Below are 15,966 nucleotides of genomic sequence, written 5' to 3'. Positions count from 1 at the left end.
GTGGTGATCAGCTGTGAGTACTATCGAGTTCTTCTTCGACGACCTCCCGCATATCGTTACGAAAACGAGTTCGACCGAATCGCTCGGTAGCCGATGGAAGATTCGCTCGAAGGTCCCGTTCGAGATCCGAATTCGAGAGGACGGTATCGATCTTTTCCACGGCTTCCGTGACGGTGCCGTAGAGGAGAGTGGATTGATTGTTTACGATTTCACGCTGACCGCCACTATCGGGGACGAACGGGAGAACGTCACCTGCAACCATCTCTGCGACGACCATCCCGAAATGTTCGTTGTCCTTTCCGTGTAGTCCGTATCGGTGTGTGTTGATCAGGTGGACTAGTTCCTCCCGACTCACCTCGTTCTCTATATGAATAAAATCGTATTCCCCAGCCTTCGCTTCTATTCGTTGCTGATAGTCCGACATGTGGGGAGGACCGATCAGGTGAAGATGAACGTCGTGACCACGTTCGTGGAGACGAACGATGATTTCGATGTTTCGAAGGATGTTCTTGTCGGGTGCGAATCGACCGATCGAAACGAAACCGGTCTCCTGGTCATCGAACGGAAGCGATTCGAACTCTTCCGTATCTACGGGGGGATACACCGTCCTCGGCCGAATATCGTACTCCTCTTTCACAAGTTCGGCCATCCAATCTGAATTTGCGAGCGCCATCGAATCCCTCATCCGTCCGTCGGTTACACCAGCGATATACTGACAGATCTCCTTGTAAAAATCCCGTGAGCCGCTTCGATCCCTCGCATCGAGCGCAACTTTCGGCTGTGAGTAAACCGGATGATGGAAGTAGAGGATCGGTCCGGTGTCCGTTCCTAACTCGTTGAAGGTTCCAATCACGAGGTCGAACGAGTGCAACGATTCCCGAACGGCGCGGTTCAGAACCGCATATTTTAACAGACCGAGACGGGAGCCAATCGTCCGGCTCAGCAATACACTGGAAGTGGGTACCCGTACCGTGATATCCCCAACATCCGCATTGTAGTAGGGATTCAATTCATCGAAATCCGGAGCATGTGTAGTAAAGAGGGTAACGTCATGCGATTCTTGCAATGATTCTAATACGTTCATGCAAACGGCTTCCGCGCCGCCCTTTACCGAGAAGTCCGGGTGGATCACAGCGATAGTAGCCATGTGAATTATGTACTCACCAATTGTTGTCGTGCTACCCGTTTCGCGGGTGTGACCATCAGACTTGTGACCGGGAGATGAGTTGTGTTTAATTTACACACATGAAAACGACACATTTCAATATTCCAAACAGAGAGAAACGTCCCCGATTTAGCCGATTTGGCCCTCTGTGAGACGGTGTGAGGCGGTTTTACCCTCTTGATTCAAAAACCAGTTTTTAATTTGATGTAGTGTATGTAGATAACTAACGCCCGTTGGAGATGGAAAGCTAAACGGTGGATCAGAGAGTAGGGTGATTTAATCGATATCCGAGGTAGAAATGACAAACATTGCACTTGTAGTTCTCGATACCCTCCGGAAAGACGCGTTTGACAAACACTTCGACTGGCTTCCCGGAAAACGATTCGAACGAGCGTATTCCACGGCCAACTGGACCGTTCCCGCTCATGCTTCGTTATTCGCCGGGTTGTATTCGAGCGAAGTCGGGGTTCACGCGAAGAATATGTATTTCGACGCGGACGAACCCACAATCGCTGAACAGCTACAGGAAGCAGGATACGAAACGCGCGCGTTCAGCGCGAACACAAACGTTTCGGGTCACTTCGACTTCGATCGTGGTTTCACCGAATTCGGTGCACCTGCAAAGATGGAGCATCTCAACGACGATGACCAGTTCGATTGGCGAAATTACAATCGAAATACGGACGATGCAGGTGCCAAGAAATACCTGAAGGCGTTGTACGCCTGCATTCAGGACGATTCCGCAACGATCCCCTCCCTGGTGACCGGAATCAACCTCCTTCGTTATGGTGGAAATCCCACCGAGTACGGAGGTTCGTTAGAAGCGTTGGAATGGCTCAAGGAGACGCAGTTTGCAGACCGAGAGTTTCTCTTCCTCAATCTCATGGAAGCACACGAACCCTATCGTGTCCCGTCCGAGTACCAAACCGTCGAAGAGCCCGATCTGACCGGCTCCGTCGGTGATATCAGCATCGATGAGGTCGACGCTAGCCAAACGAAGCAAGCGTACGACGACTGTGCCACCTACCTCTCCGACATATATGAGGAAATATTCGATCTTCTCTCCTCCGAGTTCGATTACGTGATTACGTTAGCCGACCACGGCGAACTCCTCGGTGAACACGATTCGTGGGGGCACGAATACGGAGTGTACCCGGAACTGACGCATGTACCGCTGGTTATCTCGGGAAACGACCTCTCCGGGAGCGAGGCCCGTGCCGTGAGCATCCTCGACGTTCATCGAACGGTTCAAACGCTCGCCGGTATCGAAGGTGAGTCACGTGGACGAAACCTTCTCGATGATCTCCCCGAGGAGTCGTTTTTAACGGAGTATCACGGACTCACTTCGTGGAGCGAAAAGAAATTGGAGGAAAACGGCTATGCAGACGACGTCGAGCGGTATAACGAGGACCTTCGCGGATACGCCGCTCACCGAGATTACTATGGGTATGAAACACAATCCGGGATCAACGTAACCGGTACGGATCAAACACCGGACGTCAGCGCGGAAATACAACGACTGTGCGAAGAGTTGGACATCCGTGACGTTGAGAAGAACAACGACGTCCCGGACGAAATCAAAGATCGCTTAGAGGATTTGGGATACGCTTAACTTTTATTTTCGCCGCCGTTCTTCATCGGTTATTCCGCTTTAGTCGACGTTAGAACCGCTGTTTCGAGATTATTGCTGAACAATAGTGTATAGATACCCTATGCATAGTGATTAGAGCATCCACGAGACAGCAGATGAGCCAGTTCCGACTGGACAATATCTCTGTCGAATTTTAAAATAATCAATTTAATGTTGTATATTCACTATGATTCACCATCACGGTTTTATAGTATGATTTGTTTTTGAACATATTCGGATATCCTGGAATATATTTATAGACTCGCTTTGTCTGTGAGACAATATGGGGCTACTTGGATCTCGGAACAAAACGACTATTTCCAATGATTGGTTTCAAATAATTTTCCTCACTTGCACTCTCATTATTGGACTCTTGTTGGGTGCGCCACTTTTCCAGTTTGTCATTAAATCCTCCGGCATACCACTCCCACTTCCGCTGCTTGTCGGAGTCGGAATCGTCGGCATGGTGTTTGCAGCCGTGGTGGTAACACGAGACGCTTGGCTACTTGGTGGCTTCATTTCGCTTATCGTCCTAGCCACGTTTAATGCGGATATCCCATTTTTGCCAGCTGCAAATAAATATCCAACCGCCATTGTCGGACGATTTCTGTTAGTTCACTTTCCGCTCATATTTCTCTGTTTGCTCGCTGTAGCAGCTGGTTGGTATCACGATTCACCGGGAGTACCAGTATATCTTCTCGGAGGGTTTGTCGTAGCCACCGTACTTTCAGCAATCTTTGGTGTTCGAGCGAAATTCATACCGACTGGCTTTTTCGTCCTATACGCAGTTGAAATCGTTGCGGTCGTATGGTTGGTTGAAATGGCGATACGGAAGGATATTCTCACGATTAAGCAACTCGTGACTATTTTTATATTCATCGTTATCGGCCAGGCGTTTGTCGGGGTCGCCCAACTACTTCATCAGGGCTCTTTTGGTCTGTCTTATCTCGGAGAGGGAGGTGCGTACAAACGCGTTTGGATGTCACTCCCACTGGTGGGTAGCTTTAGCATAGGACCATACGTAGCCGGATTTACGGGTATGTCGTTCACACTCTCGATCTTCTGTGCAACAGCCATCCCAATTGTCGCGAGCCTGGCGATGAGAGAAGATGGTGCACGGCGCAACCTTCTCCTCCTCAGTCTCGTCTTATTAGTCTCTGTAATCCGATTCTCCGCAGCGGATTCGGTACGAGGTGCTCTCATACTTTCCTCGCTCAGTTATGGTGCTTTGCTTTTCTACCTTCGTTCTAAAGATGTGTTGACGATTTCACTCCCGAAGAGAACAAAAACTAAAGGAGCATGTTTAGTTCTTCTCCTCTTGTTAATCGTTCTCATTCCCTCGCACGTGACTGGTAACTCGTTCTCTACTCCGATGAGTTCTAATTCATCACCGATAGAGATCGCTTCTCACTCGACGACGCACAATTTGGCTAGTGGTGAATCAGTTGGCGTAACGTCGCAGAAAACATCAAAAGGTAGTAAATCAGCATCGGCTGAGATGAAGACGGCGTTAAAAATTGGCAAAGTATCATCGTATGAGAGGAATGCGATGTCAGAAGGTGGTAAAACAGCGCCGGTTAAGCCGGAGGAGTCGGTCACAACTGCAAACAACACCACAAAGAAAGTTTCAATCCCATTCTTTTCGACTGCAAACTTAGGAACTCGATTCCAACAGTACGGTGTGGCTTTCGATGTGTTTGCCGATCACCCTATCTTCGGAATCGGCGGTATTAATTTTGTACATATCGCCGAGGATTATGGACTTCCGGTCCCCAATGGATATAGTCATCCTCGACTCATACACAATACCTATTTTGCGTTATTGACTGAAACCGGATTGGTAGGGTTCAGTCTGTATATGGGTGCATTAATCTGTATCGGCTATTACGGTTGGAAGCTTCTAAATATGAACTCAACCGACCCATTGTTAATCTCCGGCGTTCTCGCTGGACTGGTCGGTATCGCAGCGTTCGGGTTTTGGAACCCCCAGATATACAATATGAAAATCACGTTCATCTTTTGGATATTAGGAGGCGCGATCTTCGGAGAGTATCAGAAAGGAAAGAGGCAATAAAATAGATCCCATAGGATCAGTCTTCTACGAGGACTCAACGCATTAACAGGGATTATATACCGTCACGCCGTCATAAGTATTATACACCTCCTGTGTTTATCTGTGATTGAATTCCGATTTCGCACCTTTACTTGGAAAACATGAATAAAGTAAAAAAAGTAATCGATAATCCTGAGAAACTATTGTATAAGGCTCGCCAACACATTGGCCGAGTAGAAAATAGGGTACTCGGATGCGATGTGATGGCCGAAGATTGGGATAATCTCCTTATTCTAGACGCTTGCCGATATGACATGTTTGAGCGATTGGTGGATTTCCCTGGAGAATTACATTCGCGGCGTTCAGCGGGATCCGCAACACGCGAATTTATCGCTAACAACTATACGGGACGAACGTTTCTCGATACGGTATACATAACGGGGAATCCGTTCGTGTCCATGGACGCGGGGGATTCCTTCCATGCACTAGAAGAGACTTGGAAGAAGCATTGGAATGAAGAACATGGTACAGTTCTTCCGGAGAGTATTCAAGAAGCAACGCTAGAAATGGCGGATCAGTATCCGGACAAACGGGTTGTTTCCCACTTTATGCAGCCGCACCACCCCTTCATCGGGCCGTTTGCACGAGAAGAAATCGGTACCTTAAGCGGAAACAGTCACGCCCGAGAGCGTGCTCTCGGAAAGGAATCGAGTGATGAAACCGGTCAACGAGTCTGGTTCAAGGTGAGAAACGGGGAACTATCGCTTGAGACGTTGAAGCGCGCGTACGATGAGAATTTGAAGACAATTCTTCCGGTTATTAAGGATCTTTGCGAACGGCTCGATGGGAAAACCGTCATAACCTCCGATCACGGAAATCTGCTAGACGAATCGGCATATCGAGTACTTTCGGCAAGTCCACATCGATATGCTCATCCGAAATTTGCAACTGCCGAATCCTTGGTAACTGTACCGTGGTTCGAATATCCGTTCCAATCCCGCAAAACGATTACTAGCGAACCACCCATTAATCAAGATCAGCAAGACGTAACGGACGATACGATCGACGATCGGTTAGAGGCGCTGGGATACAAATAGTATCGCAACAACATTGATACTTGATGCAGCGAAAAACGTAACGAGGTCCTCTGTAAAATCTAGAATCGGATGAATACTGTGAACCGACTACTCCGATTCCTACTTCCACAGATATAAACCACTTATCCTCCACACACAATGACAGAGAAAGTCAAAAAGATCTCACAAACTCTCGCATCGTCCGGAGCGATACTCTTCGGTGGAATGATTCTCCAATTGAGTATCAATTTCGGTTCGAAGCTCCTCATTGCCCGAACATTCGGGAAGGTCGATTATGGAGGGGTTTCGCTCGGAATCACGCTAATGACAATGGTAACTGTCCTCACTCTTGCGGGGACTGATACAGGCATTGGTCGATATCTCCCGCGGTTCGAGGATGACGGACGCAGACGCGGTGTGCTCCTATCCGGCTTTCAGATCGTTCTTCCGTTCGCTTTCATAGCCGGTTGTCTGATTTTCCTGTTCTCCAGCACGATAGCAGGTACCGTATTTAACGATTCAAACCTGAGTCCAATCATTCGTGCGTTTGGCTTCGCCGTTCCGTTCATGGCCTTCGTGAAGCTTACAATCGGGAGCGTGCGCGGTCTGGAAGATTCACTCCCGAAGGTGTATCTTCAGAACATCGCCGTTCCTGTCTCGCGTTTCGGGATGATAATTGGAGCGATACTCCTGGGACTCGGAGCCGTCGGTATCGCGTGGTCGTATGCACTTTCCTACGGTATTGCGGCGATGCTCTGTCTATACTACCTATATCGTCGAACGCCATTACTGGCCGATATCAAGCCAGTTGGAATGCACAAGGAGCTACTCGTTTTTTCAGCGCCGATCATGATCACCGCTACGATGAACATGATTTTGTCAAATATTGATATATTCATGTTGGGAGTATTTTCATCCGGGACGGGAGACATCGGAATCTACAACTCGGTGTACCCAATCGCGGCAATGCTTGCCGTGGTTCTGACCTCCTTTGGCTTTATTTTCATGCCGATAATTTCAAAACTGCATTCGAACGGTGATTTCACCGAGATGAGGAGAATGTATCAAGTCGTCTCCAAATGGGTTTTCCTAGCTACAGTTCCGTTATTCCTCGTTCTCGTACTGTATCCGGATGTCGTGATTCGTAACACATTCGGTGCGGAGTACTCACCGGGAGCTTTAACCCTCGCACTCCTTTCGATCGGATTCCTCGCTCACGCCGTCGCCGGTCCAGCTGGAAACGCGTTGACTTCCATCGGGAAAACGAAATTGATAATGGTCGATAATATCACGGTTGCGATGGTGAATGTCGCACTCAATCTCGTTCTGATACCCAAATATTCGTACTTCGGAGCAGCAATCGCAACTACCGCTGGTTATCTGATGATGAACAGTCTCTATCTCATACAACTGTATCGTACTATCGGAATCCATCCCTTCGGACGATCATTGTTTCGAACAACGATCGCTGCTTTAGTAGCAGCTGGAATCGCGTATGGCGGTTCCTGGATCCTTCTTGGAGACGTCACGCTCGTTCAACTCATCGGTGCATTTGTACTCTTCTGTGCCATTTATCTCCTGCTAATAGTTGTCCTCGGAGGGATTGAGGAGGAAGAACTGGCGCTTGTGGAAGGCTTTGAAAACCGATTCGGTGTCAATCTCACGGGAGCAAAACAACTGGCACGACGCGTCGCAAAATAATCCGTTCGTACCGAGTAATTCCCCGATGACGTTTGTAGTGAGAAACCGATGAACGACTCGGAATTGAGATGAGGTATCGTTCATGAATACCGATGTAGTGGGACCGCGTTTCCGCTACGTAACCGACCGCGAGATCGTTGTTTATATCACGTAACCTAGGTCTTGTAGCTGCTGTTCAATTCCGGATTCATCGTATTCTTCGACCGCTGTCGGTGGTTCTGAGGTGATCTCTTTTCGATTGTCGCCGTGAACGATGAACCACGGGATTTTGACGAGTTCGTCCATATAAACACCGTCAGGATGACCATAGATTCGAATTGGTGTCGGGAATACCCGTTCACCAAGCAATTCGCCGTGGTCAGCTGAGATCACAGTTTTCCCTTCAAGTTCCGGAAGTAGGGTTTTCACATCCTCGACTACGATCTCTAGGTTTTCCTCATAGGCTCGCTGAACGAGCCCGTTTTGTAACCCATATTTTTTGGGTATCTCGTTCAATTCGTCAGTAGCGTTGAAGTGATCACGTCCAAACGGGCCGATGAACGGGTAGTGTGGCTGAACATAGTGAATAAGGAGTCGCTTATTCGGATATTCGTTGGCCGCCTCAAGAGCGACTTCTGTCAGCGTCTCAGGTCGGGCTATCGTGTTTTCATCGCCTTCACGGAACTCGCTTTGCCAAACGCCTTTGTGCGCATGAAGCTCGGAATTGATCTCATCGCGTATATGTGCATAATTTCCGTTTGCAGTTACATAGACGACATCATGTAGGTCGCGGTCGGAAAAATTTGCCCGAACCCACTCTCGTGTCATACTCCCTCGTGAAATCCTGGATTCTAATACCCCATCCAAATCGTTTGCATGTGGTTTAAAAGAGTCGTAACGACAGGCGTCGAGGATAATGAGATTATCCCAGTCTTCGGCAAACACGTCGATGCCCCCCGTATTATATTCGTTATTGTTTTCGTATTGATAATAGGTGCGACTGATCTGTCTCCCTATTGCATACCTATCTGGAATGTTCCCCCGTTTAATGCGCCGAATGACACGATCAATCATTCTCAGAAGATATCTTTCGGGTCTACTTAGCTATTACGTCCAAATATACAAATATTTCCATATTAAAAAAAGAGTACAAGGTTAGACATGGTAGTATTTATTGACGAAAGACGGGAACGTTTCGTAGATCGCATTTCAGGATGTCAGTAATGACGCGCCTCCGAACTCCAATATCCGTTTATTATAAGTAACGCCTCTGAGTGAACTCAATTAGCGCTCCACAAATGCAACTTACTGATAAACGCGTCCTCGTTACCGGTGGTGCGGGATTCATCGGCTCGAACCTCGCAAACAGCCTCGCTGAAGAGAACGACGTCGTCGTCGTCGACGACGGCTACCTCGGAACGCCCGAAAACCTCGACGACGGTGTCGAATTTCACGAACGGAGCGTCCTCGAAGACGACCTTCCAACGGACGTAGACGTGGTGTTCCACATCGCCGCACTCTCCTCGTACAAGATGCACGAGGAGAACCCGACGAAAGGCGCGCGGGTGAACGTCGAGGGCTTCGTCAATACCGTCGAACAGGCGCGGGACGACGGCTGTGACACGGTCGTGTACGCCTCCACCTCGTCCATCTACGGGAACAGGACGGAACCGTCACCCGTCACCATGGACGTGACCGTCAACACCGGCTACGAAGCGTCGAAACTCGCGCGCGAGAAGTACGCCGAGTACTTCGCGAACCATTACGACATGAACATGGCCGGAATGCGGTTCTTTTCCGTGTACCAGGGCTACGGCGGTGCGGAAGAACACAAGGAGAACTACGCGAACGTCATCGCGCAGTTCGCCGACGACATGGCGGACGGCGAGCGCCCCGTTCTGTTCGGCGACGGGACGCAGACGCGTGACTTCACCCACGTGGACGACATCGTTCGCGGCCTCGTCCTCGCGGCGGAGAACCAACTCACTGGCGTCTACAACCTCGGAACCGGCGAGCAGGTCTCGTTTAACGACCTCGTCGAACTGCTTAACGAGGCGCTCGGAACCGATATCGAACCCGAGTACGTCGAGAATCCGATTCCGGATTCGGTGTACGTCCACGATACGATGGCGGACTACTCCGAAATACACGCGGAGACGGGTTGGGAGCCAGAAATCGCTCTCGACGAAGGGGTAAAATCCGTCTGCCAGCAGTATCGATAGCCTACCTCACCTGGATACCGATACCCGCATGCTGAACCGGCGGAACCGCCGCGACGTTTCGGCGCGTTTCCACCGTTTCGACGCCGGTACTCGACGCTTCATAGCAGTTGTTCTCCGTACGTTCGCGTGTGTTTCGTTTCCGACAAGTGGCCGGTCGGCGTCGACGGGCGAAACCCTCGTTACGTCGATGAAAACGGAATGGCGGCGAACGAACGATGGCGTGGGTTGATGTACGGATTCCGTGACGCCCTCGTGAGGGAGTTCCGACTCCCGTTATATCATGAAAACAGCACTGAAACACACGCTCGTCGTCCTGCTCGCTACCGGCCTACTCGTCGCCGGGATGGCCGGAACGACCGTCGGGCAGGCACCGTCGGCGAACGGAGCACAGACGGGAACGTTCATGCAGACCGGACAGCTTTCGCAATCGCAACTCGATTCGATGTCCTGTAGCGAACTTCAATCGACCTACGAGCGAAGCCTGGACCGGATCAAATCGAGCGACCTGCCGTCCCAGAAAAAGCAGAGCCTCGAACAGCGGGCGACGACGCTCTACAAGATGTACAGCTTCAAGAAAGGTTGTTAGACGACTCCGTTTTTCCGGATTCACACCCACCCCAGAGCGGTTAAGCGACTTCCCGCCGAGTCACCCAGTATGTGGCCATGGGGACATCTGGCGGTGGGGTATCTGGCCTACTCGGGGGTTCGACGGACGCGGACGGACCGTCCACCGACCGGCCTCGAAGTGGTCGTGCTCGCCGTCGGAACGCAGTTTCCTGACATCGTGGACAAACCGCTCGCGTGGTGGTTCGGCGTCCTCCCGACCGGGCGGTCGCTCGCACACTCGCTGGTGACCGCGAGTCTGGTGCTCGCCGTCGCATACTGGGTCTGTCGCCGGACGAAAACCCGGAACCTCTGGGCGGCGTTCGCCGTCGGCTACCTCTCGCATCCGTTCGCCGACGTGCTCCAACCCGTGCTGGCAGGTCAGTACGGACAGGCCTCGTTCCTCCTGTGGCCCGCACTCTCGCTCCCGCAGTCACACCCCGTGGCACTTTCGACGGGCGGCGTGTCCAGCGACTTCGTGCTCGAACTGCCGTTCGTCGTCGCCGCCACCGTCCTTTGGCTGGCGGACGGCGCACCCGGCGTCAGCCAGTTCCTCCCGTCCACTGTGAGCCTGCATCGTGAGCAGTAGTCCGACGACCCAAATCTTTAGTTACCTCGTCATCGTACATCGTTCTTCCACGGACGAACGTCGCCGGGAACGAACCGTCGAGCGACGTTCACGGTACGGAATCGACGTGACGATTCGATACGAACGGAGCCAATAATGGACAGGTCCGACCTCAGACTGCTCGTTCCACGGCGAATACGGCGCGTTCCCGCAGACCTCGTGGTCGTCGTGGCGCTCGTGTTCCTCACCGCCGTCGTGGTCCTCGCCGGACGCGGGTTCTGGACGCTCGCCCGGTGGGGAATCGGCTTTTGCTTCCTGTTTTTCCTGCCGGGATACGCCGTGATTGCGGCCCTGTTTCCGGAATCCGCCGGGAGCGACGAGGATTCGAGCGACGGTATCATCCCACGGCGAATCGACGGCGTCGAGCGCTTCGTCCTGTCCACCGCGGCCAGTTTGGCCGTCGTCCCGCTCATCGGCTACCTCGTCAGCTATTCGCCGTGGGGACTGGACGTCGTGCCCGCCCTCGTGAGCATCGGCGGGTTCACGGTCGGTTGTGCCATCGTCGCCGCCATTCGTCGCCGGTCGGTTCCGGAATCCGAGCGGTTCTCGGTTCCGTTCGGAGCGTTCTACGAAACGGTCTCGACGGGGAGGACGTGGACGCGACCGTTGAACCTCGTTCTCGTCGTCAGCCTCGTCGTCGCTTCGGCAGGAATCGTCTACACGACGACGACCCCCCGCCCCGACGAGCGGTTCACCGAACTCTACATCGGCACGAAAAACGGGACGGGCGAGACGGTCGCGGACGCGTATCCGCGGAACTTCACCGCGGGGGAGTCACAATCGCTCCGAGTAGGTATCGGGAACCACGAGTACGAGCGGACGAATTACACGGTCGTGGTCCTGCTACAGCGGGTGAACGGTAACGAGGGAGCGCGCGGAGGGTCACACGTCACCGCCCAACGGCAACTCGACCGGTTTCACGTCTCCGTCGCGGGCGGGAAAACGGCCGTCGAAAACCGCTCCATCTCGCCGACGATGACCGGCGAGCGATTGCGACTTCAGTTCCTCCTGTATCGCGGCGCGCCGCCAGCGTCACCAACGCCGAAGAACGCCTACCGACGGACGCATCTCTGGATAAACGTCACCGGTTGATCACGCTCCTACGACGTTTTTCGACGGACGAGGGATTCGACGGCGTCCCGCACCGAACGGGTCGGCCTCCATCCCAGTTCCGCTTCGGCGGTGGACGTATCCACGGGGAATTCCGTGGCGAGCGTCTCGTTGCCGCGCGGGTTCTCGACCAGTTCGATGTCGGGGGCAGTACCCGTTTCGTCCGCGACCGTCTCCTGCACGAGTTCGGCTATTTCGTGCACCCCCATCTGTTCTCCACTCGCGATTTCGTATCCTTCCGTGCCCGTTCGTCCCGTCGCACGCTCCGCCAGCAACCGCTCCACGCTCCGGCGGTACGCGTCCCCGACGTCGTGGACGTGAACGTAATCTCGCGCTTGCGTTCCGGGTTCGTAGACGGGAATCGAGTCGCCGGAGATCGCCCGATCCACGAAGAAATTGATGACCGTCGGTTTGGAGATTCGGTTTCCGTCAACCACGTGTTCACCGTACACGTTCGATTTCAGGAAGAGGTGGGCCGGAAACGCGTCCGGAGCGAACGTCTCGACGGCACGCTCCCCGATAACCTTCGTTCTGCCGTACCAGTTCATCGGTGTCCGTGGCGACTCGACGGTTATCGGGAACTCCTCCGGCGTTCCGAGCACGGCCATACTGAACGGAAAGACGAGCGCCGTTTCGTGCCGTCGGCAGAACCACGCGACGTGGTTCGTCCCCTGTACGTTGACCTCGTAGGCGAGCGTCGGATTCTCCTCGCAGTTTTGCACGCCGCTTACCGCCGCGAGGTGGACGACCACGTCGGCACCGTCGAGGGCCGTATCCACTTGTGATCTGTCTCGGACATCGACGGTCGTATCGACGCCGTACCCGTTCCCTCCGTGATGCGTGAGCGCGCGAACCTCCCATTCCGGATGGGCCGTTCGGAGCGTTTCGACCACCCGACTCCCGATGTACCCTGCAGCGCCGGTGACCGCAACCGTCGCCGACTCGTAATTCTCGGTCATCGGCTTTCACTCGCCCCGCCGAACGAGGGTTCGAACGGTGTCCCGCATCGAATGGCTCGGTTCCCATCCCAGTTCCCGCTCCGCGGCGGAAATGTCCACCGAGAACTCCGCGACGAGCGTCTCGTCGCCGCGCGGATTCTCGATCAGTTCGATGTCGGGGTCCCTCTCGGTCTCGTCAGCGACCGACTCCCGAACCAATTCGGCCAGTTCCATCACCGTCCACTCCTCGTCGCTCGCTATCTCGTACTTCGAAACCCCGGTTCCCCCGTTTTCGAGGGCGGTCAACAACCGCTCGACGCTCCGCCGATACGCTTCCGCCACGTCCATCACGTGGACGAAGTTTCGCGCTTGAGTCCCCGGTTCGTAGACCGTCAGCGGTTCGTCGGCGAACGCGCGCCCGACGAAGAAATCGACGACCATCCCGCGTGAGATACGACGGTCCCCCACCGCGTGCTCGCCGTACACGTTGGCTTTGAGGAAGAGGTGTGCGGGAAACGACCCGGCCGCGAGCGATTCGATGGTTCGTTCCCCGACCAGTTTCGTCTCGCCGTACCAGTTCATCGGCCGCCGCGTCGTATCCACGGTTATCGGGAACTCCTCGGGGTCGCCGAGGACGGCCATGCTGAACGGGAACACCAGTCCGGCACCCGAATTGCGGCAGAACCACGCGACGTTGGTCGTCCCGTGAACGTTCGACTCCAGCGCGAACTCGGCGTCGTCCCGGCACGAGTCCACGTCGCTCGCGGCGGCGAGATGGATCACGACGTCCGACCCGGCCAACGCCGATTCGAGTCGTTCCCGGTGTCGAACGTCGAGATACTCCACCTCGATATCCCCGATTCGATGAACCTCGCCGCGATAGAAGTTGTCGAACGCGCGGAGTTCCCAGTCGGGATGATGGTCCCGAAGCGTCGTCACGACGCGACTGCCGACGTAGCCACCCGCGCCCGTGATGCTGACCGTCGGATTCCCCTCGGAATCCGACTTTTCGGCGTCCGCGCTCATCGTCCCACCGTGTAGTCCTCGGGGAAGTTCCGGACGGTTTCGACCACGCGGTCTATTTCGTCGTCGGTCAGGTTCGGGTGGTTCGGTAGGCCGATGACGTTCCCAGCGACCGCTTCGACGGCCGGAAGCGACTGGTCGTACTCGTGTTCGTGTTCGTTTTCCGACCACGGAAACTCGCTGTTGAACCCGCGATGTTCACGGAACACGGGTTGTTCGTACAGCGGTTTCGTGTAGCGATGGCGCGTTTCGACGCCCGCCGCCCTCAATTCCCGCCAGACCTCCTTTCCCGACATGTCGATCTCGTCCGTCTGCACCTCGAACGGTGCCCAGAAGTACGCGTGGTCCACGTATTCCCGAATCGTCGCCGGGCGGAGCCATTCGACGTCCGCGAGTTCGTCGCGCAGGCGCTCCGAAATTCGAGTGCGTCGAGCGTTGAGTTCGGGCAGGCGCTCGACCTGTGCGACGCCGAGCGCGCCGTTGAGTTCGCTCATCCGATAGTTGTAGCCGAGCATCTCGTGTTCGTCCCGCGACTTCATTCCGTGACTTCGCAGCAGACGAAGCCGTTCCGCGAGTTCGGCGTCGTCGGTCGTGACGACCCCACCCTCGCCGGTCGTGATGTTCTTCGTCGCGTAGAACGAGAAACAGCCAGCGTCACCGATACTGCCTACGACGTCCCCTCTGTAGCGAGCGCCGTGTGCCTGCGCGGCGTCCTCGACCACTGCGAGGTCGTACTCCTCGGCGAGTTCGAGCAGGTCGTCCATCTCCGCCGGATGGCCGTACAGATGGACCGGAAGCAGTGCCCGCGTTCGGTCGCTGATGTGGCGTTCCACGTCCGCCGGGTCCAGCGTGTAGATGTCGCGCTCGATGTCGGCAAACACGGGCACCCCGCCTTGGTGGACGACGGCCGTCGCCGTGGAACCGAACGTCAAACTCGGCACGACGACCTCGTCACCGGGTTCCAATCCGAGCGCGTTCAGCGTCAATTGAATCGCGGCGGTCCCGCTGTTCATCGCGACCGCGTGGTCGGTTCCGACGTAGTCGGCCCACGCTTCCTCGAAAGATGCCACGAACGGGCCTTGTAGAAACCGACCGGATTCGAGCACCTGTTCGATGTTTTCCCGTTCTTTCTCCCCCAGGATTGGCTCCGCAACCGAAATCTTCCCCCCCCATTCTGCGTCAGTTGTCAACGAGGGGTAACATTACCCTTGCGGCGGAACGGCCCTCCGACGGTCAGTAGGGTTCGAACTGCGGACGAGCCATCTCGGTGCCATCCGGATAGCGAATCGTCCACGGCGGCACGTCCTCGTCCACGTACGAGAGTGCGCCCACGACGGCCCCCTCGCCGAGCGTCACGTCGGGCATGACGACCGACCCCGAACCGACGAACACCTCGTCCTCGATGCGTATCGTCCCCTGAACCCGGTCCTTTTCGTCGGCTGGAACGCCGGAACTCATGTGCGAGGTGAATTTCGGGTACCCGGTCACGAGGACGCAGTTGTACGTGACGACGGAATTCCTTCCCATGTAAAACTCGCCGCCGCCGATGAGTTTCGTCCCGGAGTGGAGACACGAGTTGTCGCCGATATACGTCCCGTCGCCGGCGTTCACCAGCACGAAGTCGTCGATTTCCACGTTCTCCCCCAGTTCGAGATTGTCGGTGTTGACGAGTCGCGCCCACTCGAACACCTTGTCACGTGATTCGATGTCGTTGACCATCTCCGCCCGCTACGACGGTTCGTCGCTTAACGGTTTGGCAGAAACCGGATCTTTCTGCCGGGCGGGAATTTTGGAATTACCGCGCCGAAATGGTTAGATAATTGTCAATGGTTATGGGG

14 protein-coding genes are annotated in these 15,966 nt (G+C 54.5%); 8 read left to right on the top strand and 6 right to left on the bottom strand.

The window, feature by feature from the left end; genetic code table 11:
• Window positions 1-7: 7 nt before the first annotated feature.
• Entirely contained in the window at window positions 8-1,147 is a 1,140-nt protein-coding gene (locus NKF26_RS21320) for a glycosyltransferase (RefSeq protein WP_256487789.1), read from the bottom strand.
• Between the two features lie 316 nt (window positions 1,148-1,463).
• Here NKF26_RS21320 and NKF26_RS21315 point away from each other — a divergent pair, with 316 nt between their 5' ends.
• The 4 genes from NKF26_RS21315 (at window position 1,464) to NKF26_RS21300 (ending at window position 7,625) form a co-directional block, all read left to right on the top strand.
• Window positions 1,464-2,777 carry a sulfatase-like hydrolase/transferase gene (locus NKF26_RS21315; protein ID WP_253228747.1) on the top strand — a complete coding sequence of 438 codons (1,314 nt, stop codon included), beginning with the start codon at window positions 1,464-1,466 and terminating at the stop codon, window positions 2,775-2,777.
• A gap of 301 nt (window positions 2,778-3,078) precedes the next feature.
• Window positions 3,079-4,869 carry an O-antigen ligase gene (locus tag NKF26_RS21310; RefSeq protein ID WP_253228746.1) on the top strand — a complete coding sequence of 597 codons (1,791 nt, stop codon included), beginning with the start codon at window positions 3,079-3,081 and terminating at the stop codon, window positions 4,867-4,869.
• Window positions 4,870-5,111: 242 nt separating this feature from the next.
• On the top strand, window positions 5,112-5,945 hold the full coding sequence (locus NKF26_RS21305) for a hypothetical protein (RefSeq protein ID WP_253228745.1): 834 nt from the start codon (window positions 5,112-5,114) through the stop codon (window positions 5,943-5,945).
• Between the two features lie 138 nt (window positions 5,946-6,083).
• The gene (locus NKF26_RS21300; protein ID WP_253228744.1) at window positions 6,084-7,625 is read left to right on the top strand and encodes a flippase; all 1,542 of its coding nucleotides are present in this window, start codon (window positions 6,084-6,086) and stop codon (window positions 7,623-7,625) included.
• 141 nt (window positions 7,626-7,766) lie between these two features.
• Here NKF26_RS21300 and NKF26_RS21295 read toward each other — a convergent pair whose 3' ends face one another.
• The gene (locus NKF26_RS21295) at window positions 7,767-8,678 is read right to left on the bottom strand and encodes a hypothetical protein (RefSeq protein WP_253228743.1); all 912 of its coding nucleotides are present in this window, start codon (window positions 8,676-8,678) and stop codon (window positions 7,767-7,769) included.
• A gap of 224 nt (window positions 8,679-8,902) precedes the next feature.
• Between NKF26_RS21295 and NKF26_RS21290 the strand changes: the two genes are divergently transcribed.
• From NKF26_RS21290 to NKF26_RS21275, 4 genes are all read left to right on the top strand, one after another.
• Entirely contained in the window at window positions 8,903-9,826 is a 924-nt protein-coding gene (locus NKF26_RS21290) for an NAD-dependent epimerase/dehydratase family protein (protein WP_253228742.1), read from the top strand.
• A gap of 280 nt (window positions 9,827-10,106) precedes the next feature.
• The gene (locus NKF26_RS21285; protein WP_253228741.1) at window positions 10,107-10,412 is read left to right on the top strand and encodes a hypothetical protein; all 306 of its coding nucleotides are present in this window, start codon (window positions 10,107-10,109) and stop codon (window positions 10,410-10,412) included.
• A 69-nt stretch (window positions 10,413-10,481) separates the two neighbouring features.
• Window positions 10,482-11,018 carry a metal-dependent hydrolase gene (locus NKF26_RS21280; protein WP_253234861.1) on the top strand — a complete coding sequence of 179 codons (537 nt, stop codon included), beginning with the start codon at window positions 10,482-10,484 and terminating at the stop codon, window positions 11,016-11,018.
• A 135-nt stretch (window positions 11,019-11,153) separates the two neighbouring features.
• On the top strand, window positions 11,154-12,149 hold the full coding sequence (locus NKF26_RS21275; RefSeq protein WP_253234860.1) for a DUF1616 domain-containing protein: 996 nt from the start codon (window positions 11,154-11,156) through the stop codon (window positions 12,147-12,149).
• Between the two features lie 8 nt (window positions 12,150-12,157).
• Here NKF26_RS21275 and NKF26_RS21270 read toward each other — a convergent pair whose 3' ends face one another.
• The 4 genes from NKF26_RS21270 to NKF26_RS21255 are packed head-to-tail and all read right to left on the bottom strand — an operon-like array spanning window position 12,158 to window position 15,847.
• The gene (locus tag NKF26_RS21270; RefSeq protein ID WP_253228738.1) at window positions 12,158-13,126 is read right to left on the bottom strand and encodes an NAD(P)-dependent oxidoreductase; all 969 of its coding nucleotides are present in this window, start codon (window positions 13,124-13,126) and stop codon (window positions 12,158-12,160) included.
• A gap of 6 nt (window positions 13,127-13,132) precedes the next feature.
• Window positions 13,133-14,131 (bottom strand): NAD(P)-dependent oxidoreductase, encoded by a 999-nt coding sequence (locus tag NKF26_RS21265; RefSeq protein ID WP_253234859.1) that lies wholly within the window; start codon window positions 14,129-14,131, stop codon window positions 13,133-13,135.
• The gene (locus NKF26_RS21260; RefSeq protein ID WP_253234858.1) at window positions 14,128-15,318 is read right to left on the bottom strand and encodes a DegT/DnrJ/EryC1/StrS aminotransferase family protein; all 1,191 of its coding nucleotides are present in this window, start codon (window positions 15,316-15,318) and stop codon (window positions 14,128-14,130) included. Before NKF26_RS21260 ends, NKF26_RS21265 begins: the two co-directional genes overlap by 4 nt.
• A gap of 43 nt (window positions 15,319-15,361) precedes the next feature.
• Complete coding sequence (locus NKF26_RS21255; protein ID WP_253228735.1) at window positions 15,362-15,847, bottom strand: DapH/DapD/GlmU-related protein; 486 nt, start codon at window positions 15,845-15,847, stop codon at window positions 15,362-15,364.
• Window positions 15,848-15,966: the final 119 nt, after the last annotated feature.

The sequence above is a fragment of the Haladaptatus sp. AB618 genome, from assembly GCF_024136965.1.
Taxonomy (GTDB): Archaea; Halobacteriota; Halobacteria; order Halobacteriales; family Haladaptataceae; genus Haladaptatus.
This window is presented reverse-complemented; position numbering and strand designations above follow the sequence as displayed.